Origin of the sequence: Methylobacterium sp. DB0501 (assembly GCF_011043735.1) — a bacterium.
Taxonomy (GTDB): Bacteria; Pseudomonadota; Alphaproteobacteria; order Rhizobiales; family Beijerinckiaceae; genus Methylobacterium; species Methylobacterium alsaeris.
This window is the reverse complement of sequence record NZ_JAAKGV010000046.1, coordinates 1-20,340: the sequence shown is the minus strand read 5'-3', so window position 1 is coordinate 20,340 and position 20,340 is coordinate 1. Positions and strand designations below refer to the sequence as shown.

Annotated in this window: 17 protein-coding genes and 1 rRNA gene; 9 read left to right on the top strand and 9 right to left on the bottom strand. The window is 70.6% G+C overall.

Annotated elements, in window-relative coordinates:
* Positions 1-432, top strand: a 432-nt coding sequence (locus tag G4G93_RS34120) for a transketolase C-terminal domain-containing protein (protein WP_281409770.1), incomplete at its 5' end; no start/stop codon positions are given.
* Between the two features lie 41 nt (positions 433-473).
* Here the strand turns inward: G4G93_RS34120 and G4G93_RS34115 are convergent.
* On the bottom strand, positions 474-1,016 hold the full coding sequence (locus G4G93_RS34115; RefSeq protein WP_165091744.1) for a superoxide dismutase family protein: 543 nt from the start codon (positions 1,014-1,016) through the stop codon (positions 474-476).
* 117 nt (positions 1,017-1,133) lie between these two features.
* Between G4G93_RS34115 and G4G93_RS34110 the strand changes: the two genes are divergently transcribed.
* The 3 genes from G4G93_RS34110 to G4G93_RS34100 all read left to right on the top strand — a co-directional run bounded on the left by G4G93_RS34110 (position 1,134) and on the right by G4G93_RS34100 (position 3,936).
* The gene (locus G4G93_RS34110) at positions 1,134-1,877 is read left to right on the top strand and encodes a TlyA family RNA methyltransferase (RefSeq protein WP_165091742.1); all 744 of its coding nucleotides are present in this window, start codon (positions 1,134-1,136) and stop codon (positions 1,875-1,877) included.
* Positions 1,874-3,136, top strand: a complete 1,263-nt coding sequence (locus G4G93_RS34105; protein ID WP_165091740.1) for a class I SAM-dependent RNA methyltransferase — start codon at positions 1,874-1,876, stop codon at positions 3,134-3,136. Before G4G93_RS34110 ends, G4G93_RS34105 begins: the two co-directional genes overlap by 4 nt.
* 218 nt (positions 3,137-3,354) lie before the next feature.
* A complete protein-coding gene (locus G4G93_RS34100; protein ID WP_165091739.1) occupies positions 3,355-3,936 on the top strand; it encodes a hypothetical protein in 582 nt (193 codons plus the stop codon).
* A 162-nt stretch (positions 3,937-4,098) separates the two neighbouring features.
* Here the strand turns inward: G4G93_RS34100 and G4G93_RS34095 are convergent, their stop codons facing one another.
* Genes G4G93_RS34095 through zwf form a run of 3 tightly spaced genes read right to left on the bottom strand, consistent with a single transcriptional unit; the run spans position 4,099 to position 10,256 of the window.
* Positions 4,099-6,804 (bottom strand): MGH1-like glycoside hydrolase domain-containing protein, encoded by a 2,706-nt coding sequence (locus G4G93_RS34095; RefSeq protein WP_165091737.1) that lies wholly within the window; start codon positions 6,802-6,804, stop codon positions 4,099-4,101.
* A 20-nt stretch (positions 6,805-6,824) separates the two neighbouring features.
* Positions 6,825-8,732, bottom strand: coding sequence for an amylo-alpha-1,6-glucosidase (locus tag G4G93_RS34090; protein WP_165091735.1), 1,908 nt, complete (start codon positions 8,730-8,732; stop codon positions 6,825-6,827).
* 3 nt (positions 8,733-8,735) lie between these two features.
* The gene (gene zwf / locus G4G93_RS34085; RefSeq protein ID WP_165091733.1) at positions 8,736-10,256 is read right to left on the bottom strand and encodes a glucose-6-phosphate dehydrogenase; all 1,521 of its coding nucleotides are present in this window, start codon (positions 10,254-10,256) and stop codon (positions 8,736-8,738) included.
* A gap of 201 nt (positions 10,257-10,457) precedes the next feature.
* On the opposite strand from zwf, the gene G4G93_RS34080 reads away from it, so the two are divergent.
* Together G4G93_RS34080 and G4G93_RS34075 are read left to right on the top strand one after the other, a co-directional pair.
* On the top strand, positions 10,458-11,375 hold the full coding sequence (locus tag G4G93_RS34080) for a 2-dehydropantoate 2-reductase (RefSeq protein WP_165091732.1): 918 nt from the start codon (positions 10,458-10,460) through the stop codon (positions 11,373-11,375).
* Between the two features lie 199 nt (positions 11,376-11,574).
* Positions 11,575-12,630, top strand: coding sequence for a Gfo/Idh/MocA family protein (locus G4G93_RS34075; RefSeq protein WP_165091730.1), 1,056 nt, complete (start codon positions 11,575-11,577; stop codon positions 12,628-12,630).
* Between the two features lie 62 nt (positions 12,631-12,692).
* Here G4G93_RS34075 and G4G93_RS34070 read toward each other — a convergent pair whose 3' ends face one another.
* The 4 genes from G4G93_RS34070 to hmgA form a co-directional block, all read right to left on the bottom strand.
* Positions 12,693-13,007: a hypothetical protein gene (locus tag G4G93_RS34070; protein ID WP_165091729.1), complete on the bottom strand. Its 315-nt coding sequence runs from the start codon at positions 13,005-13,007 to the stop codon at positions 12,693-12,695.
* Between the two features lie 132 nt (positions 13,008-13,139).
* Positions 13,140-13,505: a non-heme iron oxygenase ferredoxin subunit gene (locus G4G93_RS34065; protein ID WP_165091727.1), complete on the bottom strand. Its 366-nt coding sequence runs from the start codon at positions 13,503-13,505 to the stop codon at positions 13,140-13,142.
* Positions 13,502-14,806, bottom strand: a complete 1,305-nt coding sequence (fahA, locus tag G4G93_RS34060; RefSeq protein WP_165091725.1) for a fumarylacetoacetase — start codon at positions 14,804-14,806, stop codon at positions 13,502-13,504. Before fahA ends, G4G93_RS34065 begins: the two co-directional genes overlap by 4 nt.
* Positions 14,806-16,167, bottom strand: coding sequence for a homogentisate 1,2-dioxygenase (hmgA, locus tag G4G93_RS34055; RefSeq protein ID WP_165091723.1), 1,362 nt, complete (start codon positions 16,165-16,167; stop codon positions 14,806-14,808). The genes fahA and hmgA overlap by 1 nt, the downstream gene beginning before the upstream one ends.
* A 163-nt stretch (positions 16,168-16,330) precedes the next feature.
* Between hmgA and G4G93_RS34050 the strand changes: the two genes are divergently transcribed.
* Positions 16,331-17,239: a 2-dehydro-3-deoxygalactonokinase gene (locus tag G4G93_RS34050; RefSeq protein ID WP_165091721.1), complete on the top strand. Its 909-nt coding sequence runs from the start codon at positions 16,331-16,333 to the stop codon at positions 17,237-17,239.
* The gene (locus G4G93_RS34045) at positions 17,236-17,853 is read left to right on the top strand and encodes a 2-dehydro-3-deoxy-6-phosphogalactonate aldolase (protein ID WP_165091720.1); all 618 of its coding nucleotides are present in this window, start codon (positions 17,236-17,238) and stop codon (positions 17,851-17,853) included. The genes G4G93_RS34050 and G4G93_RS34045 overlap by 4 nt, the downstream gene beginning before the upstream one ends.
* A 214-nt stretch (positions 17,854-18,067) precedes the next feature.
* Here G4G93_RS34045 and G4G93_RS34040 read toward each other — a convergent pair whose 3' ends face one another.
* Positions 18,068-19,459: an FAD/NAD(P)-binding protein gene (locus G4G93_RS34040; protein WP_165091718.1), complete on the bottom strand. Its 1,392-nt coding sequence runs from the start codon at positions 19,457-19,459 to the stop codon at positions 18,068-18,070.
* Positions 19,460-19,994: 535 nt separating this feature from the next.
* Here G4G93_RS34040 and G4G93_RS34035 point away from each other — a divergent pair.
* Positions 19,995-20,340 (top strand): 16S ribosomal RNA (locus G4G93_RS34035); the annotation flags it as partial.

Genomic DNA, 20,340 nt, shown 5'->3' with positions numbered 1-20,340 from the left:
AGCCTGGGCACGCGCCTGGCGGAGGCCTTGAAGGCGGCGGAGCGCCTGGAGGCGTCGGGGATCGGCGTGACGGTGGCGGATGCGCGGTTCGCCAAGCCGCTGGACGAGGCCTTGATCCTGGACCTGGCGGCGAGCCACGAGGTCCTGGTGACGCTGGAAGAGGGGTCGGTGGGGGGCTTCGGGGCGATGGTGCTGCACCTGCTGTCGTCGCGCGGTGCGCTCGACGACGGCACGGTGCGGGTGCGGACGCTGACGCTGCCGGACAGCTACCAGGACCACGACACGCCGGAGCGGATGTATGCGCAGGCCGGGCTCGACGCACCCTCGATCGTCAAGGTCGTCGAGGCGACCTTGCCGGCGCGTTCGGAGGCCAAGGCTCCCGGCAACGTCTCGGCCAGCAACGTCGTCAGCGTTGCCCGGCGCCAGCGCTGAACGGGAATCGGGCCGCGTCGTCGAACGCGGCCCGCTCCCGCCTACTTGATGACCGCGCAGGCGATGCGGGCGCCCGCATTGCCGATCGGCTGCGTGGCGTGGTCATCCTCGTTGGCGTGGATGATCAGCGCTGAGCCGTCGTTGTCCTTCAGGCCGCCCTCGCCGGTCATCGGCGTGTCGCTCGAGACCTCGGCATTCACCGAGCCGTCGGCATTGGCGTAGACGTTCGGCAGGTCGCCCTCGTCCGGTCCTTCCGGGTTCAGCAGGCCGTGCTTGGCGTTGTCGTGATTGACGTGGGCCTTCGACTCCTGAAACTTGTCGGTGTCGGCGCAGCTGCCGACCGCGTGGAAATGGATGCCGTGCCAGCCGGGCGGCAGGCCTCCGGCCTGGATCGTCACCCGCATCACCAGGGTGTTGGCGCCGTCCCTGAGCGCGACCTTGCCGATCGTTTCGCCTTTGCTATTCACGATCGGCGCGTCGTAGGTCGTCGGCGCCGCCGGCTTGTCCTGGGCCGCCTTGTCCTGCGCCATTGCGGGGGCGGCGAGGGCTAGCCCCAAGGCGCTCGCGAGCACGATGTTTCTCATCTCGAACACTCTCCTCGTGTGTCGTCGTATAGCTAGGGCATCCGGCGCGGGCGGGGACGCCCTGCCGCGGGCGAAACGGCCACGAAGCCGATCTTTCACGACCAAGGATCGAGGGCGATGACGACGGGCGAGCGTCTGCGGGCCGACCGCCTCCTGGTGGAGGCGGGCCATTTCGAGAGCCGGGCGCGGGCGCAGGGCGCGATCGAGGCCGGGCTGGTCCGGGCCGACGGCGTCGTCGTGCGCAAGGCCTCCGACCTGATCGCCCGCGGCGCCGTCATCCTCGCCGAGGCGCCGCACCCTTACGTCTCTCGCGGCGGCCTCAAGCTCGCCGCCGCCCTCGACGCCTTCGACATCGACCCGGCGGGCCGGACTTGTCTCGACATCGGGGCCTCGACCGGCGGCTTCACCGACGTGCTGCTGCGCCGCGGCGCGGCCTTCGTCCACGCCGTCGATGTCGGCCGCTTCCAGCTCCATCCGAGCCTCGCCGCCGATCCCCGCGTCGCGGCGCTCGAGGCGACCGACGCCCGCTCCCTCCAACCTTTCCCCGAGCCGCCCTCCCTTTTGGTGATCGACGTGAGCTTCATCTCCCTGCGGCTGGTCCTGCCGCCCGTGGTTCCGCTCCTGGCGCCCGGCGCCGCGCTCGCGGCGCTGATCAAGCCGCAATTCGAAGCCGGGCGCGCGCATGTCGGCCGCGGCGGGCTGGTGCGGGACGAGGCGGTGCAGGCGGCCGTCTGCACGCGGATCCGGGATCTCGTCGCGTCGCTCGGCTTCACGGTGCGCGGCCTGGTCCCGTCGCCGGTCGAGGGCGGCGACGGCAACCGGGAGTTCCTGATCGGTGCCGTGCGGGAGACGGGACGATGAGCGAGGCGTTGGAGATGATGACCTGCGAGATCGCCCGTCTCGGCCTGCGCGGCGACGGCGTGACGGCGGACGGACTCGTGGTGCCGGGCGCCCTGCCGGGAGAGACCGTGCGGGCGCAAGCCGAGGAGGGCACCCGACCGCCCCGTGCTCGGCTCGACGCGGTGCTCGACCCGTCGCCGGACCGGATCGCGCCGTTCTGCCCGTATTTCGGTAGCTGCGGCGGCTGCGCGATCCAGCACCTCGCGCCCGGCGCTTACGCCGCGTGGAAGCGCGACCTCGTGGTCGGCGCGTTGGCGCGGGCAGGGATCGAGGCGCCGGTGGCGCCGCTCCTCGACGCGCACGGGTCCGGGCGGCGGCGCATCACCCTGCACGTGCGTGCCGGGGAGGGCGGGCCGCAGGCCGGATTCATGGCGGCGCGCAGCCACGCCCTGGTGGCGATCGACCATTGCCCGATCACCGAGGCGGCCCTGCACCGGGCCCCCGAGATCGCCCGCGCGGTGAGCCGTCCCCTCGGCGGCGGCGGGGCTAAGCCCCTCGACGTGCAGGTGACCGCCACCGCCGGCGGCCTCGACGTCGATATCCGCGGCCACGGCCCGGCCTCCGAGCGGGCGCGGCAAGCCCTGGTGCTGCTCGCCGGCGAGCTCGACCTCGCCCGGCTCAGCCTGCACGGCGAGGTGCTGATCATCCGCCGCCCGCCCGAGATCCGTGTCGGCCGTTCGCGGCTGGTGCCGCCTTCCGGCGGCTTCCTCCAGGCGACGGCGGAGGGCGAGGCGACCCTCGCCCGCCTCGTCGTCGAGGGCGTCGGCAAGGCCAAGCGCGTGGTCGACCTGTTCTCCGGGGCCGGCGCCTTCTCGCTGGCGCTCGCCGAAGGCCACACCGTCCACGCCGTCGAGGGCGAGGAGGGGGCGCTCAAGGCCCTCGACCGCGCCTTCCGCGAGACCCCGGGCCTGCGCACCATCACCACCGAGCGCCGCGACCTCTTCCGCCGCCCGCTGCTGGCACCGGAACTCGACCGTCACGACGCCGTGGTGTTCGACCCGCCGCGCGCCGGCGCCGAGGCGCAGAGCGCCCGGATCGCCGAATCGAAGGTGCCGGTGGTAATCGGCGTCTCCTGCGACGCCGGCAGCTTCGCCCGCGACGCCGCGCTGCTGGTGCGCGGCGGCTACTGGCTGGAGGCGGTGACCCCGGTGGACCAGTTCCGGCACTCGCCGCATGTCGAGATCGTCGGGGTGTTCAAGCGGCCGGGGAAGAAGCGGTGATGAGGGAGAGTTCGTCGGCGACCATGTTCGATCGCGGTCCGCCCGTTCTCTGCTCATTCAAGCATCTTTCTAGATCGACTGCGTTCCGACACCGAAGCTGGTGCCGCGTCGCAACAGCCGAAAATACGTTTTCGCCGGCACGTGGGCACACGTGGTATTTTCATCTCCGCTTGCGTAAGAGGCCTTGGTAACCAAACAGAAAGGTTTAAGACATGAAAATGAAGTCCGGTCTGCATGTCGCGACTGCCTGGATGACGGCGAGTCTGCTCTCGGCCTGTGTCTCCGGCTCCCCATCGCCGTCGGCCGGTGGTGGAGTACAATCGGCTGGTCGTTCGGATCCTCAGGCCGCCGCTGCGAGTGATGGCATCCCAAGCCTGCCGCAGAACTACAAGCAGGTTGCGGCGAAGCATCTTGTCATGGGCTACATGGATGATGCGATCGGACCACCGGAGATCAGCGACATCGAGATAGACAAGAGGCCTCTCGGTGCATCTTCCCGGGTTATTATCCGCTATCCGGTCAGCGTGGAGACGGCAGCCAAGACCAACTTCATGGCGAGAGCGGGCGCCGGGACGTATTACCGCTGCGGTGGTGTCTCCGCGTTCAGAAGCATCTCGACGCTCGGAGAGACGACTGTGAGTACGAGCGTGGCCCGGGTTGCGACGACCGAGTGCAATCCGAATCTGAAGTACACGCGCTATAGAGAACTTGAGGATCTAGCAACCTTGTGCCGCAATGCGCCTAAAGATTGCGGGGTGGTACGGACACCTTTGGGCGGGATGCTTGTTTACAATAGATAAAATATTATAAATCAAATTATATGACATTTTGTGTTTTTTATCTATGATTGATTTAAATTTATGAAATCACAATATCAAGAAGATCAATGCTTGTCGGGAATGAGATCCGGGGGGATTACTTCCGAATCTCATACTAGAAAGCTGACAGACTCGAAGTCGCCATTACCCCTCCGGCGCCGCCGGCACCTGCCCACCCGCCACGTTCCGCCGCGGCTGGAGCAGCAGCGCCAGCAATCCGGTCCACCCGGTCTGGTGGGCCGCCCCCAGGCCCGCGCCGGTATCGCCGTGAAAGTATTCGTGGAACGGGACGTGATCGCGGAAATGCGGGTCGTCCTGGAACCGCGGGCTGTCGCCCAGGACCGGGCGCCGGCCGTCGGGGCCGCGCAGCACCAGGCGGGTGAGGCGGGCGGAGAGTTCGTCGGCGACCTGCGGCAGGGTGAGGTAATGCCCTGAGCCCGAGGGGCACTCGACCTTGAACTCGGGTCCGTAGAAGCGGCCGAACTCGGTCAGGGCCTCGACGAGCAAAAAGTTGATCGGCAGCCAGATCGGCCCGCGCCAGTTCGAGTTGCCGCCGAACACGGCTGTCGTCGATTCCGCCGGCTCGTAATCGACCGCGAAGGTCTGGCCGTCCCAGGGAAAGCGGAACGGCGCCGCCGCGTGCGCCTTCGAGACCGAGCGGACGCCGTGGGGGGACAGGAACTCGGTCTCGTCGAGCATCCGGCGCAAGAGCGCCTTCATGCGGTGGCGGCGGAGCAGCGAGAGCAGCACCCGGTTGCCGCGGCCCGGCTCCTCCCAGCGCGAGACCTGGGCGGCGAGGTCGGGGCGGTGGGTCAGGATCCAGCGGGCGCGGCGGGCGAAGGCCGGGAAGCGCTCGGCGAAGTGCTCGTCCAGCACCTCGACGGCACAGAGCGGGATCAGCCCGACCAGCGAGCGCACGCGCAGCGGCACCTGGCGGCCGTCGGGCAGGCTCAGCACGTCGTAATAGAACTCGTCGGCCTCGTCCCACAGGCCGGTGCCGTTGCCGCCGACATGGGTCATCGCCTCGGCGATGGTCAGGAAGTGCTCGAAGAACTTGGTGGCGATGTCCTCGTAGACCGGGTCCTCGACCGCCAGTTCCAGCGCGATCCGCATCAGGTTGAGGCTGTACATCGCCATCCAGGCGGTGCCGTCGGCCTGGTCGAGGGTGCCGCCGGTGGGCAGCTTCGCCGAGCGGTCGAAGATGCCGATATTGTCCAGACCGAGAAAGCCGCCCTGGAAGACGTTGCGGTCGCCGGCATCCTTGCGGTTCACCCACCAGGTGAAGTTCAGCATCAGCTTGTGGAAGACCCGCTCGAGGAAGGCCCGGTCGGCCTTGCCGGTCATCGCCTGGTCCATGCGGTAGACGCGCAAGGCCGCCCAGGCATGGACCGGCGGGTTCACGTCGCCGAAGGCCCATTCGTAGGCCGGCAGCTGCCCGTTCGGGTGCATGTACCATTCGCGGGTGAGCAGGATCAGCTGGCCCTTGGCGAAGGCCGGGTCGATCAGCGCGAAGGTCACGCAGTGGAAGGCGAGGTCCCAGGCCGCGTACCAGGGATATTCCCACTTGTCCGGCATCGACACGATGTCGGCGTTGTTGAGGTGCGTCCAGTCGCTGTCGCGGCCGTGGCGGCGCGCCTCCGGCGGGGCCGGCTGGGCCGGATCGCCGGCGAGCCAGCGCCGGACGTCGAAATGGTAATATTGCTTCGACCACAGCATGCCGGCGAGCGCCTGGCGCTGCACCAGCCGGGCATCCGGGTCGGCGATGTCGCGCTGGAGCGCGGCGTAGAATTCGTCGGCCTCGGCGAGGCGGCGCGCCACCACGGCGTCGAAGGCGGCCACGTCGCGCGCGTCGGAATTCGTGGCGGGGCCGAGGCGGAAGCGCAAGGTGACGGTGCCGCCGGCCGGCACGCTCACGCGCGTCCAGGCGGCGCATTTGGTGCCCTCGGCGAGCGGGTTCACCGCGTCCTGGCGGCCCTCGACGACGCGGTCGTTGATCGCGTCCTTCGGGTGGGCCGGGCCGGGTGCTCCGAACAGCCGCCGCGCATTGGTCTCGTTCTCGCAGAACAGGAACTCGGCCGGCTGCAAAGCGGCGAAGCGGAGCGCCGGCGCGCGCCCGCGCGTCGCCTCGACGGCGCCGGCCTCGGTCAGGCGCAGGAGCGGGCGGGGCTGCGCCTGCTCCCAGGGTTCCTGCCCCCACGACCAGGTGTTGCGCGCCCAGAGATGCGGCAGGACGTGGAGGTCCGCGTCGTCCGGCCCTCGGTTGGCGACCGTGATCCGCATCAGCACGTCGTCGGGCGCGGCCTTGGCGTATTCGACCGTCACGTCGTGGTAGCGCCCATCCTCGAACACGCCGGTCTCGGCGATCTCGTATTCGGGCAGGTTCTTCCCTTTGCGCCGGCCGTTCTCGGCGACGAGGTCGGCGTAGGGATAGGCGGCGTGCGGGTACTTGTAGAGCATCCGCATGTAGGAGTGGGTCGGGGTGGCATCGAGGTACCACCACAGCTCCTTGACGTCCTCGCCGTGATTGCCCTCGCTGTTGGTAAGCCCGAACATCCGCTCCTTCAGGATCGGGTCGCGGCCGTTCCACAGGGCAAGGCCCAAGCACCAGAGCTGGCGGTCGTCGCTGAAGCCGGCGATGCCGTCCTCGCCCCAGCGATAGGCACGGGAGCGAGCCTGGTCGTGGGTCAGGTAGTCCCAGGCGGTGCCGCCCGCGCTGTAATCCTCCCGCACCGTGCCCCATTGCCGCTCGCTCAGGTACGGCCCCCAAAGATGCCAGCCCTCGTCCTCCACGGCGGCGAGGCGGCGCCCTTCCTCGGTGTCGGTCAGGCAGGGGGCGGGGGAGGCGGGCATGGTGGAGGTCTCCACGATGGTCACACGGGATCGAGGTCGAGCATCCGCCGCAGGCGGATCAGCTCGCCGAGGGACCAGGCCTGGAACGGGCAGCCGCCGGGGCTGTGGGGCGGGTCGCCGTCGGCGACCTCCGAGACGTGGCCGAGGCCGGCCTCGGCGAGATGCGCCGTCAGCGGCGGCAGGAAACGGGAGCGCGCCTCGGCCTTCGCCGCGGCAGAGCGGCCGCGCAGGCCGAGCCAGGCATCGACGAAGGGGCCGATCAGCCAGGGCCAGACCGTGCCCTGGTGGTAGGCGCCGTCGCGCTCCGCCGGACCGCCCGCATAGGCGCCGCGATAATCCGGATCGGCGGGATCGAGTGAGCGAAGGCCCAGAGGCGTGAGGAGCCGCGCCTCCACCGCCTCGACCACCGCCCGGGCAGGCGCCCCGTCGAGGAGGGGGAAGGGCAGTCCGCCGACCGCCAGGATCTGGTTCGGCCGCAACCTGGAATCCACCGCGCCCGGGACGTGGTCGGCATCGATCACGTCATGGAGGGCGCCGGACGGGGAGACGAAGCGCACGAAGCTGGCAGAGGCGCGCTGCTCCAACTCGCGCCAGCGCGGCGACCAGCGGGCGGCGGCGATCCTGAGCGCGTTGATCCACAGGGCCTGGATCTCGACCGGCTTGCCGATGCGGGGCGTGATCACCCGGTCGCCGACCTTGGCGTCCATCCAGGTCAGCTGCACGCCCGGCACGCCGGCGCGCAGCAGCCCGTCGGCATCGGCCCCGATGCGAAAGCGCGTGCCGGCGGCGTAGCCGTCGAGGATCGCCGCGCAGGCTTGCGCCAGGCGCGCCGCCTCCGCTTCCGGTACCGGCCGGCCCGCGGCGGCGTGGGCGTCGAGCACGTCGTGGACCGCGACGATGTACCAGAGCGAGGCGTCGACGGCGTTGTACTCCGGCGCCTCGCCCCGGTCGGGGAAGCGGTTCGGCATCATGCCCTCGCTCACCGCGCCGGCCCAGGCGAGCAGGATCGCGCGGGCCTGCGCCAGGGCTCCGGTGGCGACCAGCAATCCGCGGAGCGCGATGAAGGTATCGCGGCCCCAATCGGTGAACCACGGGAAGCCCGCCACCAGGGTGCGGCCGCCGGGCCGGTCGACCAGATAGGCGCCGGCCGCCAGCGCCAGCGGAGTCAGCGCCTCGCGCCGCGCCCGCTCGGCCGCCATCAGCCGCTCGGCGTGGGGCCCGGCCCGGACGGCGAGGCCGTCGCCGCTGCGCAGGATCATCACGGCAGGACCCGCGGCGAGGTCGAAGGTGAAGGAGCCCGGGCTCGCGAGGTCCTCCAGGTCGTCGAGGCCGCGGTCGCGCTCGGACGCGTAGAGGAAGTTGCGGTACCAGTCGGGGGCGTGGGCGTAAGCCCCGTTGGTGAGCGCCGCGACCGCCGGCAGGTCCGGATAGGGCCGCCAGCAGACGTTGCCGCCCCGGGCGACAGCCGCGAAGGCGAAGGCCGGGTTCTCGTGGTGGAGGGCGTGGTAGTCGCGACCCGACAGGAGCGGGCGCACGCGGAGCGCGCACGGGCCGTCCCCGGCCAGGCGCTGCCAGTGCAGGACCGTCTCGCCGGAATCGGGCTCGACCAGGATCTCGTGCCGGAGCGTGGTGCCGTCGGGCAGCCGGTAGGTCCAGGTCGGCCAGGGCCGGGGGGTGAACGCCTCGATGTGGCGCCAGCCATCCGGATGGATGACGTCCGGGGCATAGGCCTGCGTCGAGAGCGGGACGGGCCCGCTCCCGGTCTCGACCTCGGCCTCGATTCCGTTGACCAGCACCACCCGGCCGGTCGGCGGGGTCGTCGCGGTCAAGAGCAGGGCGTGGTAGCGCCGCGTGCGCGGGCCTCGAACGGGGCCGGAGGCGAAGCCCCCGAGCCCGTCCGCCTCCAGCCATTCCGGCGACTCGTCCACGGCCTATTCGCCGTCCAGCGGCAGCCAGTGCCGGCCGTCGCGGGCGAGCAGCTCGTCCGCCGCCGCCGGGCCGGCGCTGCCGGAATCGTAGGGTTCGGGCTCGCCGCCGGCGCCCCAGGCCTTCACCAGCGGATCGACGGCGGCCCAGGACGCCTCGATGTTGTCGGCGCGCTGGAACAGGGTCGCGTCGCCGCACAGGCAGTCGTAGAGCAGGGTCTCGTAGCCGACATTCGGCTCCTGCGGGAAGAAGTCGCCCTCCCGGAAGGTCGAGCGCACGGCGCCGAGGCGCATCGACGGGCCCGGCACCTTGGCGTTGAACTCGGTGGTCATGCCCTGGACCGGATCGACCATGATCCGCAGGATGTTGGGGGCGATCTGGTCGACCGGGGTATCGCGGAAGAGGCGGTAGGGCGCCGGCTTGAAATGGACCGCGATCTCGGTGCGCCGCCCGGTCATCCGCTTGCCGGTGCGCAGGTAGAACGGCACCCCGCCCCAGCGCCAGTTGTCGATGGTGAGCTTCAAGGCCGCGTAGGTCTCGGTGCGGCTGTCGTGAGCCACATGCGGCTCGTCGCGGTAGCCCGGGACGGTGCGGCCCTGCTCGGTGCCGGCGCGGTACTGGCCGCGCACCGCGTCGCCGGGCTGGACCGGCTGCACCGCCTGGACGAGCTTCGCCTTCTCGGTGCGCACCGCCTCGGCGTCGAAGGAGACCGGCGGCTCCATCGCGGTCATGCACAGGAGCTGGAACAGGTGGTTGGGCACCATGTCCCGCAGCGCCCCGGTCGGCTCGTAGAAGGCGCCGCGCTCCTCGACGCCGATGGTCTCGGCGGCGGTGATCTGGACGTGGTCGACGAAGTCGCGGCGCCAGATCGGCTCGAACATCCCGTTGGCGAAGCGGATCGCCATGATGCTCTGCACGGTCTCCTTCCCGAGGAAATGGTCGATCCGGTAGAGCTGCGATTCGTCGGCGACCGCGAGCAGCCGCTTGTTCAGCTCCTGGGCCGAGGCGAGATCGCTGCCGAACGGTTTCTCGATCACGACGCGGCGGAAGGCGTCGTCGGACTGTTTCAAGAGGCCGGCCTGACCCAGATGCTCGACGATCGGGGCGAAGAACCGCGCCGCCACCGCGAGGTAGAAGACGGCGTTGCCGGGTATTGTCTTCCCGATTTGCTCGTAGGTCTCGGGCGCCAGGAAATCGCCCTTGAGGTAGTGCAGCCGGTCGCGCACGAAGCCCCAGGCCTTCGGATCGATGTGCTTGGCGTGGAACTCCGCCGTGTCGTCCCTGGTGAAGGACTCCATCGTGTCGGACAGGTTCGTCCGCCAGCTGTCGTCCGAGCCGTCGGTGTGGTCGACGCCCCAGATCGTGGTCGTCTCGTCAAGGAGGCGGCTGCCGGCGAGATTGTAGAGCGCCGGCATCAGCAGGCGCTTCGTCAGGTCGCCGCCGGCGCCGAAGATCACGATGGTGCAGGGCGGGGCCGGCGTGGTGCCGGAGGCGGCGTGCCCTTCCACCGGGACGTGCGACGTCATGGGGGTCTCCTTTGCCTGCGGGCGCGACGCGGTGACGCGACGGTCCGGAAGCTAGATCCCGCAGCGCAGCAGGCAAGGGAGGAAACGGCGGCACCGGCGAGCGGGGATTGCAGGCCCACCCTGCATCCCTCCCGCCTTCCCGGGGGCCCGGCGCGGCCTTAAGGTCCGGCCCATCAGGCACCTTCGAGAGCGAGCGGGACGATGGCGGACGGCACCAGGCAGGCGGGCGGCGTCGCGGTGATCGGGAGCGGCGGGATCGGCGGCTACCTGGCGGGGGCGCTGGAGCGGGCGGGGCGCGACGTCACCTTGTGCGTGCGCACGCCGTTCGACCGCCTCGTCGTCACCGACGCGTCCGGCGAGCGCGAGGTGCCGGTGCGCATCGTCGCCGACCCGCAGGAGGTGAGCGTCGCCGACTGGGTGCTGGTGACGACGAAGGCGCAGGACACCGCGAGCGCCGAGCCCTGGTTCCGCACTCTCGTCGGGCCGAAGACCCGGGTGGTGGTGGTGCAGAACGGCGTCGGCCAGGCGGAGCGGGCGCGGCCGCACCTGGACGAGGGCGTGACGGTGCTGCCGGCAATCATCTACTGCTCGGTCGAGCGCACGGCGCCGGGCCGCATCACGCATCACGGCAGCACGAAGATGAGCGTGCCGGCCGGCGCCGACGGCAGCGCCTTCGCGGAGCTGTTTTCCGGCACGCCGTTCGAGATCACCCAGGAAGCGGATTTCGTCACGATCGCCTGGCGCAAGCTCCTCAGCAACGCGGTCGTCAACCCGATCACGGCGCTCACCCTCCGGCGCATCGTGGTCTTCAACGATCCGGCGATCCAGGACCTCGCCCGCGGGCTGATGGCCGAGGTGATCCGCGTCGCCAATGCCGAGGGCGCCCGGCTGACCGACGAGGACGCCACCCGCATCCTCGACGGCTACCTCCGCATGACCGGCGACGGTGGCAGCTCCATGCTCTACGACCGCCTCGCCGGCCGACCGCTGGAACACGCCCACCTCACCGGCGCCGTCGTGTCGGCGGCCGAGCGCCATGGCATCGACGTGCCGCTCAACCGGGCGATCCTGGCGCTCGCGGGCGCGGCGAGCGGGCAGGGGCTGGCAGGGGATCGCTGAGAGCGGATCGGCGCAGCCTTCCTCTGCGGCAGGTGGCGGGTGAGCGGCTCCGCCGATGTTCGCTGCCGGAATCCCTGTCGGCCTCCCCTCGTCCTGAAATTGGGGAGAGCGTGACGACCAACCGTCTTGTCTCCGCTCCATGGCCGACCCAGAGTCCGGGCCGACGAACGCCGCGTCAGCCGGCGACGGGGAGGCCGGCTTGGACGAGGTACGGATCGCGGTCGCGGGTGCCGGGCTGATCGGCCTGCGCCACATCGAGGAGATCGGCAGAAATCCCGGTACACGGCTCTCGGCCATCGTCGATCCGGGGCCCGGCGCCGCCGCGATCGCCGCCCGGGAGGGTGTCCCGCGCCACGAAACCCTGGAGGCCTGCCTCGCCGCCGACCGGCCGGACGGCGTGGTGCTGGCGACGCCGAATCGGCTGCACGTCCCCCAGGGACTCGCCTGCATCGCGGCCGGGCTCCCCGTGCTGATCGAGAAGCCCCTCGCCCACGACCTCGCGGCGGGCGAGCGTCTGGTCGCGGCGGCGGAGGAGGCGGGAGCGCGGGTGCTCGTCGGCCATCACCGCCTGCACAGCCCGATCCTGCGGCGGGCGGTCGAGGCGGTCCGCTCGGGGTTCCTCGGCCGGATCGTCGGGGTGATCGGCAGCGCCGCCTTCTACAAGCCCGACGGCTACTTCGAGGGGCCGAATGCCTGGCGGCGCGAGCCGGGCGGGGGGCCGCTCCTGATCAACATGATCCACGAGATCGGCAACCTGCGCGCCATGGTGGGCGAGATCGCCGCCGTGCAGGCCACCGCGTCCAACGCGGTGCGGGGCTTTTCGATCGAGGATACGGTCGCGATGACGCTCCGCTTCGCGAACGGCGCGCTCGGCACCTTCCTCCTGTCCGATACGGCGGCCGCGGCCCGGAGCTGGGAGCATACCGCGCGCGAGAACGACGCCTATCCGACCTATCCCGACGAGGACGCCTACACGATCCTCGGCACCGAGGGGTCGCTGGCGGTGCCGACCTTCCGGCTCAAGCGCTACGCCCGGCCCGAAGCGCGGTCCTGGTTCGAGCCCTTCGCCTGCGACACGCTCGCGGTCGAGCGCGCCGATCCCCTGGCCGAGCAGATCGCGCATTTCGCCGCGGTGATCCGGGGCGACGCCGTGCCGCTGGTGAGCGCCCGCGACGGGTTGCAGAACCTGCGCGTCGTCGACGCGATCGCGCAAGCAGCCCGTACCGGCGGGACCGTCGAGATTTCGTCGGCGTGAACGGCGCACCGGCCTTCACGAGAAGGCCGGCGACGCATCACGGCGGAGCGGCCGCCTCTAGCCTATTGACCGCTATCCCCACCGCTCCCGCCGGAATTCGGGATTCCGCGTTCGGGGTTGGACGCGTTCGACGTGTTGGCAGTGTCGTTGGACCAGTTGTCGGCGCCGAGACCGCTGCGGGCGAGAGTGCCGGTCGAGCCGGGGCCCGAATTGTCGATCTGTGTCCGGCTGCCCTCGAAGACCTCTTCCTGACCCTGATTCGGGGTCGTGAGCCGCTTCGGTCCCGGTTCCCGGATTTCCGCCGGGTCGGACCCGACCTGCGCGTGGGCGGGAGAGATCAGAAACACCGCGATACCGGCGAGAAAGAGTCGCTTCATGTATGCCTCCAGGTTCGAAGCATCCGTCTGGTGTGCGGTTCGCCAACTGTTCTGTGCTTTTGTTGTTGCGGATCGACGGTTCATCATTTCGTGAGCGGAATGCGGCCGGCGCAAACCTGGACCCGGGTGCGCTCAAGGAGCGTCCGGCGCGACCCCGACCCAGATGCGGGTCCCGTCGATCCGCACCGGATAGGTTGCGAGGTCGCGGCAGACCGGCCCGCCCTGGGCCCGGCCGGTCGCGATCTCGAACAGGCCGTAATGGGCCGGGCACTCGATGTAGCCCTCGACGATCTCGCCCTCGGTGAGAAGCACGCCGGCATGGGTGCAGCGCGCCTGCGTGGCGTAGACCGCGCCGTCGACGCGGTAGAGCGCGAGGGCGACGCCGCCCGCCTCGCGGGCGAGCAGCGGCCCGTCCTCGAACTCCGCGAGATCGGCGACCGGATGCCAGGTGACTGGATGCCCAGTGACCGGATGCCAAGTGACCCTACACGAGGTCATGAGGCCGGCAGCACGAGAGCCCGGCAGGCGCCGAAACCGATCGACGCGAAGCCCTCGCGCCGACCATAGGCGACCAGGGTCACCTCGTCGCCGTCCTCCAGGAAGCGGCGCTCCTCGCCGTTGTCGAGCCGGACCGGCACCTTGCCGCCCTGGGTGGTCTCGAGCAGGCTGCCACAGGAATCCGGCTCTGGACCCGAGAGAGTGCCCGTGCCGAGGAGGTCGCCGGGCCGCAGGTTGCAGCCGCCGCTGGTATGATGGGCGACCATCTGCGCCACCGTCCAGTACATGTGCCGGGCGTTCGAGCGGGCGACCCGGTGCGGCGGCAACCCGGCCTCGCGGGAGGCCCGGGTCGAGAGCAGGATCTCGAGATCGAGATCGAGGGCGCCGCCGGCCTGGTCGACCGGATCGAGCAGGTAGGGCAGGGGGTCGGGATCGCCCGAAGGCCGTGCCGCCTGCGGGATGCGGAACGGCGCCAGCGCCTCGGGCGTCACGATCCAGGGCGAGATGGTGGTGGCGAAGCTCTTGGCGAGGAAGGGCCCGAGGGGCTGGTACTCCCAGCCCTGGATGTCCCGGGCCGACCAGTCGTTGAGGAGGCAGAACCCTGCGATCCGGTCGGCGGCCTCACCCACCGGCACCGGCGTGCCGAGCGCGTTGCCGGGCCCGATCCAGACCCCGAGCTCAAGCTCGTAATCGAGCCGGCGCGAGGGACCGAAGACCGGCGCGTCGAGATGCGGCGGCTTTGCCTGGCCGTGCGGCCGGCGCACCGGGACGCCGGACGGCCGGATCGACGAGGCGCGGCCGTGATAGCCGACCGGTACGTGCTTGTAGTTCGGCAGGAGCGGCTGGTCGGGCCGGAACTGCCGGCCGGTATTCGTGGCGTGATGGATGCCGACGAAGAAGTCGGTGTAGTCGCCGATCCGCGCCGGCAGGTGCAGCGTGCAGGAGGCCGCTTCGTGCAGGAGCGGCGGCACACGGTCGCGCTCCGGGCTCTCCGCCGACAGGAGCGCGAAGAGCTGCGTGCGCAGGGCCCGGCGCGGCCCGCCGCCGAGCGCCAGAAGCCCGGCGAGGTCGCCGCCTTGCGCCGCCGCGACCGCCCGCGACGCCTCGCCGGTCAGCAGCCCCGCTTCCTGCGTCGCCGCGAGGTCGACGATATGGTCGCCGATCGCGACGCCGGGCCGGCCCGCGCCTTCCCCCGGCGAGAATACCCCGAGCGGGAGGTTCTGGATGGGGAAGTCGGGATGCCCGTCGGCGCCGGGCACGCAGGAGCGGGCGGCGGGATCGTGGGTATGGTCGAGCGTCATCACCGCGCCTCCGGCCGGCTCGGGTCGAAGTGCTTCGTCAGCTTGCGGCCGTAAGCGCCGTAATCCTGCTGCAGCGCCGGGGTCTCGGCGGCGAAGCGGCTGACCTTCTGGGGAAACCGCGTCTCGAACATGAAGGCCAGGGTGCCTTCCAGCTTGTGGGGCTTCAGCTCGGCGTTGGAGGCCTTCTCGAAGGCATCGACGTCCGGCCCGTGCGGCAGCAGGGTGTTGTGCAGCGAGGCCCCGCCCGGCCGGAAGCCGCCGCCGGTCTTGGCGTCGTAGACCCCGTAGACCAGCCCCATGAACTCGCTCATCACGTTGAGGTGGTACCAGGGCGGCCGGAAGGTGTTCTCGGCCACCAGCCAGCGGTCGGAGAAGATCACGAAATCGATGTTGGCGGTGCCGGGCGTCTCCGAAGGCGAGGTCAGCACCGTGAAGATCGACGGGTCGGCGTGGTCGAACAGGACCGGGCCGACCGGCGAGAATTTCCTCAGGTCGTACTTGTAGGGGGCGTAGTTGCCGTGCCAGGCCACCACGTCGAGGGGCGAATGGGCGATCTCGGCCGCCCAGAGGCTGCCGCCCCACTTCACCAGCATCGTGCCGGGCGCGTCGCGGTCCTCGTACGCCGCCACCGGCGTGAGGAAGTCGCGCTGGTTGGCCAGGCAATTGGCACCGATCGGGCCGCGCTCCGGCAGCGTGAAGGCGCCGCCGTAATTCTCGCACAGGTACCCCCGGGCCGGGCCGTCGAGGAGATCGACCGCGATCTTCACGCCGCGCGGGATCACGCAGATCTCGCCGGGCTCGACCGCGATCACCCCGAATTCGGTGCGAAAGCGAAGCGCGCCTTCTTGCGGCACGACCAGCATCTCGCCGTCGGCGTTGTAGAAGTACTCGTCGTGCATCGAGCGGGTGGCGAAGTAGAGATGCGCCCCCATGCCGGCCTGCGCTCCCGCATCGCCCGCACTGGTCATGGTGCGGATGCCCTCGATGAAGGACAGGGGCTCGTCCGGGATCGGCACGGGATCCCAGCGCAGCGGCGCCGGCGGCAGGTCCGCGGCCTCGGCCGGGGCGGTGAGCCAGAGGCGTGCCTCGATCTTCCGGAAGGCGCCCCAATGCATCACGGTCGGACGGATGCGGTAGAGCCAGGACCGCTCGTTGGCGGTGCGCGGCGCCGTGAAGGGCGAGCCGGAGATCTGCTCGGCGTAGAGGCCGTAGGGGCATTTCTGGGGCGAGTTGCGACCGATCGGCAGGGCGCCGGGCAGGGCTTCGCTCTCGAAGCCGTTGCCGAAGCCCGACATGTAGCCGGGCGCGAGACCGGAGCCGGTGGCGGCGGGACGAAGCCCGGACGGCGCCTGGAGATTCATGGCGGCGATCCTTTCCTGCCCTGGATTGTCGCTTCAGGATTATGGTTTCACTTGCAACCTTTCTTCCTGGATAGGAGCGGTGGGAACCGGCGTCAAGCGAGCCGCCGGCGGTTGCGCCCGCGGCGCGCGTGGGCCACAGGATTCCGGGGGGACAGGGGCCGGCATGATCGCGGTGGATTGGGGAACGAGCAGCGCCCGGGCCTATCGGCTCACGCCGGACGGGCGGCTGCTGGAGCGGCGCGAAGGCGCCGGCGGCATCCTGAGGGTTCCCGAGGGCGGCTTTCCGGCGGCACTCACCGCCATGGTCGGCGACTGGCTGGCGGACGGCGAGAGTCGTGTCCTGCTCTCCGGCATGGTCGGCAGCCGCCAGGGCTGGCAGGAGGCGCCGTACCTCGCCTGTCCGGCGGGGCTCGCCGACCTCGCGGGCGCCGTCGTGCCGGTCCCCTTCGAGGGCGCGACGGTGCGACTGGTGCCGGGCCTGAGCGCCGAGGACGCGGGCGGCGTCCCGGAGGTGATGCGCGGTGAAGAGGTCCAGGTCTTCGGTGCAATCGGCTTGGGTGCAATCGGCTTCGGGGCGCTCGCTCCCGGCGAGGCCGACGGGCTGCTCTGCCTGCCCGGGAGCCACGCCAAGTGGGTGCGGGTCGAGGGCGGCCGCATCACCGGCTTCTCCACCCACATGACCGGCGAGGCCTTCGCGGCGCTCAAGGACCACACTATCCTCGGCCGGATGATGACCGGGACCGCCGAGCCGGGCCCGGCCTTCGAGGCGGGCGTCGCCCGGTCGGGGGAGGCCGGCGGGCTGCTGCACCACCTGTTCGGCACCCGCGCCCTCGGCCTGTTCGGTCGGCTCGCGCCCGAGGACTCCGCGAGCTATCTCTCCGGCCTGCTGATCGGGCACGAGGTCGCGGCGGCCATGGCGAGGCCCGCGCTCGTGCGGCTCGTCGGCTCCGGCCCGCTGATGGCGCTCTACGGACGGGCAATTTCCCTCAAGGGCGGCGAGGCGGTCGCGGGCGATTCCGACGCCGCCGCCCGGGGCCTGGCACTGATCGGGGAGACGACGCTGTGGGCATGAATCTCGACGTGGCGGGCTGGCTGGCCCGCTGTCCGCTGGTGGCGATCCTGCGCGGTGTCCGGCCCGACGAGGTCGAGGCGATCGGCGATGCCCTGGTGGATGCCGGCGTGGCGATCCTCGAAGTGCCGCTCAACTCGCCCGAGCCGCTTGAGAGCGTGCGCCGCCTCGCGGCCCGCCTCGGCGACCGGGCGCTCGTCGGCGCCGGCACCATCCGGCGCGAGACCGAGGTCGCCGCGGTGGCCGAAGCCGGTGGGCGCCTGCTGGTGACGCCCCACGCCGACGGCGCCCTGGTGCGCGCCGCCAAGGCCCGCGGCATGGTGGCGATGCCGGGCTTCATGACCCCGGCCGAGGCCTTCGGCCTTCTCGATGCCGGCGCCGATGCCCTCAAGCTGTTTCCGGCCGAGGCCGGCGGGCCGCCGATGCTGAAGGCGCTGCGGGCGGTGCTGCCGAAGGGCACGCCGCTGCTGCCGGTCGGCGGCGTCGACGCACAGAGCCTGCCAGCCTGGCGTGCCGCCGGCGCCAGCGGCTACGGCTGCGGCTCCTCGCTCTACAAGCCCGGCGATACGCCGGAGCAGGTCGCCGCCAAGGCCAAGGCGCTGATCGCGGCGCTCTGATCCGTTGACTTGACGGAGCGTTGGGCAAGCCCGTCACCGGCCGGCGCGCAGGGGAGTGCGCCGGTCGATCCCCGGACGGGCGGGCAGTCTCCTCTCCGCACCCACAGCCACGATTCGCATAATGTATCTTATGGAACCTGCGCCATAGGTGTGGGCGCCGGAGGCAAGCCCCTGTGCCCGCACGCGTTCTGGCGCCGGCCGGGATCGTCGCGGGTCACGCCGGCTCCCGCATCGCTACCGTCTGTAGCCGCGATGCGACGGTCCGGGCGAGGTCCGCCGCCTGGCCGCGGATATCCGGCACCGCCGTGCATTCCCAGAGGGTTCCGCGCAGCAGCGGACCGAGAGTCCAGAGCGGCGCGCCGGCCGTACCGGTCTCGTCGAGCACTGCCAGATCGTCCGCCACTGCGAGGCCGAGCCCGAGGGCGTCCGGGCGGATCAGGCCGCGCTCCATCAGGCGGCGCAGCAGCACGTCGTCGGTATCGGCAACGCGCCCGACGCCCGAGGCGTCGATGATCCGCTGCACGTCGACGACCCGTGGCGCGTCGGTCCCGCGTTCGCGCAGGCTGACGCGGGCATGGCCCGCCCGATCTTCGACCGCGACCACCCGGGCGCGCATCAGGATCAGCCCGCCGCTCGCCCGCTCGCGCGCGACGATCTCGGCGGCGGGTGGCGCCATCCGGTGGCGATGCACGTCCCAGAACGCACGGACGTGACGCAGGAAGCGACGCTGCTCGGCGAGCGGCAGCCCGCGCCAAAGTGCGACGCTGGCACTCCGCAGGGAGTCGACCACGCTGCGCCAGTCGATATTCGCCGCCGCGGCCCGCCCGACCTCCTCGCGCACGAAGCGCAGCAACGCGGGCAAAGATCGCCGCGCGGCCTCGGGCACCGCAGGCGCAGGCCAGGGCGCCGTCGCCTCATGGACCTGCGGCAGCAGGCCGTGGCGCGATACGGCGAGGATCGGGCCGGTGAAGCCGCGCTGCCGCGTGGCGGCGACCGCGTCGACCATGGTCAGCCCCGTCCCGACGATGAGCAGCGGCAGGTCGGGCCGCAGGTCGTCGAGGGGCGTGTCGCCCCAGGGATCGACCGCGTAGCGGCTGCGCGGGCCGCGGGGCGCCCGCAGGTTGCCGCAGGCGAGGATGGCGCCTGCCACCCGGCGGCGCCGCCCGGCCGCGAGAGTCAGCTCGAAACCGTCATGCCGCGGCGCGAGGTCGACCACCTCGTCGTTCTCGAGCATCAGGCTCAGATCCGGTCCCGGTGCCGACAACGCGCTCACCAGCAGGTCGGTGAGGTAGCGGCCATAGAGCCCGCGGGCCGCGAACAGCCCGGCCGGCGTCGACCGCGTCCAGGCGGCATGGTCGAGCGGACAGCCTTCGAGCCAGCGGGCGAAATGCTCCGACTGGTCCGGAAACGCGCTCATGTTGGTCGCGCGCACGTTGAGGAGATGATCGCTGCACCCGGTCGCGTAGGCGAGCCCTCGGGCGAAGGCGCCGGATTTCTCGCAGAGCAGGACCGGCCGGTCCGGCATCAGCCGACTCAAATGAAGCGCCGCCATGGTGCCGCTGAACCCGGCACCGATCACCGCGAGAGGTGGAAGGGTCGTCCGCATCCGCCATCGGTCTCCTGCGTCGCCCATTCTATCTAGGGGAAGCAGGTCCGGAGGTCTCGGGCCAGCGGCATTCCCTTGACGGCAGGACGTCCAGCACCATCTCGCTTCCGACTCGAATGCCGAGGCCGGGCCGCCCCCTGCCCCACTTTTCGGTCTCGGGGGCCGAAACCTCCGGGCTTCGGGTGTGTTGACAGGCGAGCCGGCTACCCTTAGACAGCCGCTCACCGACGGGGCGCCGAGACGAACGGCCCCCTTCGACGAACCTTCCCAGAGACGATGAAGCAAGGGCCGGGGCAACCCGGCGCTGCTTTCTGTTCTCGGAAGGTCGAGATTGGGCTTCAGGCCCGATCAGCTCTTTGACAAGTTCATACGAGAAAGAGAAGCGTGGACGGCGTCGTCCCTGCGGATCCTGCCTCTGGGTGGGATCGTGAGTAGGATGATGCTGGTCTGACGTTTCGGTGCTCACACGATCAGGTGGAAACGCCGATCGGTTGTGTGCTTCCGTTTATGTTGTGATCAGCTTTGATCAGCTCTTCAACTTGAGAGTTTGATCCTGGCTCAGAGCGAACGCTGGCGGCAGGATTAACACATGCAAGTCGAGCGGGCCCTTCGGGGTCAGCGGCAGACGGGTGAGTAACGCGTGGGAACGTGCCCTTCGGTTCGGAATAACTCAGGGAAACTTGAGCTAATACCGGATACGCCCTTATGGGGAAAGGCTTGACTGCCGAAGGATCGGCCCGCGTCTGATTAGCTGGTTGGTGAGGTTATGGCTCACCAAGGCGACGATCAGTAGCTGGTCTGAGAGGATGATCAGCCACACTGGGACTGAGACACGGCCCAGACTCCTACGGGAGGCAGCAGTGGGGAATATTGGACAATGG

Excerpts from the sequence above, each read along its gene's own strand:
- G4G93_RS34040 (WP_165091718.1), bottom strand. The coding sequence starts at position 19,459 with ATGCGGACGACCCTTCCACCTCTCGCGGTGATCGGTGCCGGGTTCAGC.
- G4G93_RS34095 (WP_165091737.1), bottom strand. The coding sequence starts at position 6,804 with ATGCCCGCCTCCCCCGCCCCCTGCCTGACCGACACCGAGGAAGGGCGC.
- G4G93_RS34115 (WP_165091744.1), bottom strand. The coding sequence starts at position 1,016 with ATGAGAAACATCGTGCTCGCGAGCGCCTTGGGGCTAGCCCTCGCCGCC.
- G4G93_RS34110 (WP_165091742.1), top strand. The coding sequence starts at position 1,134 with ATGACGACGGGCGAGCGTCTGCGGGCCGACCGCCTCCTGGTGGAGGCG.
- G4G93_RS34065 (WP_165091727.1), bottom strand. The coding sequence starts at position 13,505 with ATGACCTCGTGTAGGGTCACTTGGCATCCGGTCACTGGGCATCCAGTC.
- G4G93_RS34100 (WP_165091739.1), top strand. The coding sequence starts at position 3,355 with ATGAAGTCCGGTCTGCATGTCGCGACTGCCTGGATGACGGCGAGTCTG.
- zwf (WP_165091733.1), bottom strand. The coding sequence starts at position 10,256 with ATGACGTCGCACGTCCCGGTGGAAGGGCACGCCGCCTCCGGCACCACG.
- G4G93_RS34080 (WP_165091732.1), top strand. The coding sequence starts at position 10,458 with ATGGCGGACGGCACCAGGCAGGCGGGCGGCGTCGCGGTGATCGGGAGC.
- fahA (WP_165091725.1), bottom strand. The coding sequence starts at position 14,806 with ATGACGCTCGACCATACCCACGATCCCGCCGCCCGCTCCTGCGTGCCC.
- hmgA (WP_165091723.1), bottom strand. The coding sequence starts at position 16,167 with ATGAATCTCCAGGCGCCGTCCGGGCTTCGTCCCGCCGCCACCGGCTCC.
- G4G93_RS34045 (WP_165091720.1), top strand. The coding sequence starts at position 17,236 with ATGAATCTCGACGTGGCGGGCTGGCTGGCCCGCTGTCCGCTGGTGGCG.
- G4G93_RS34105 (WP_165091740.1), top strand. The coding sequence starts at position 1,874 with ATGAGCGAGGCGTTGGAGATGATGACCTGCGAGATCGCCCGTCTCGGC.
- G4G93_RS34070 (WP_165091729.1), bottom strand. The coding sequence starts at position 13,007 with ATGAAGCGACTCTTTCTCGCCGGTATCGCGGTGTTTCTGATCTCTCCC.
- G4G93_RS34050 (WP_165091721.1), top strand. The coding sequence starts at position 16,331 with ATGATCGCGGTGGATTGGGGAACGAGCAGCGCCCGGGCCTATCGGCTC.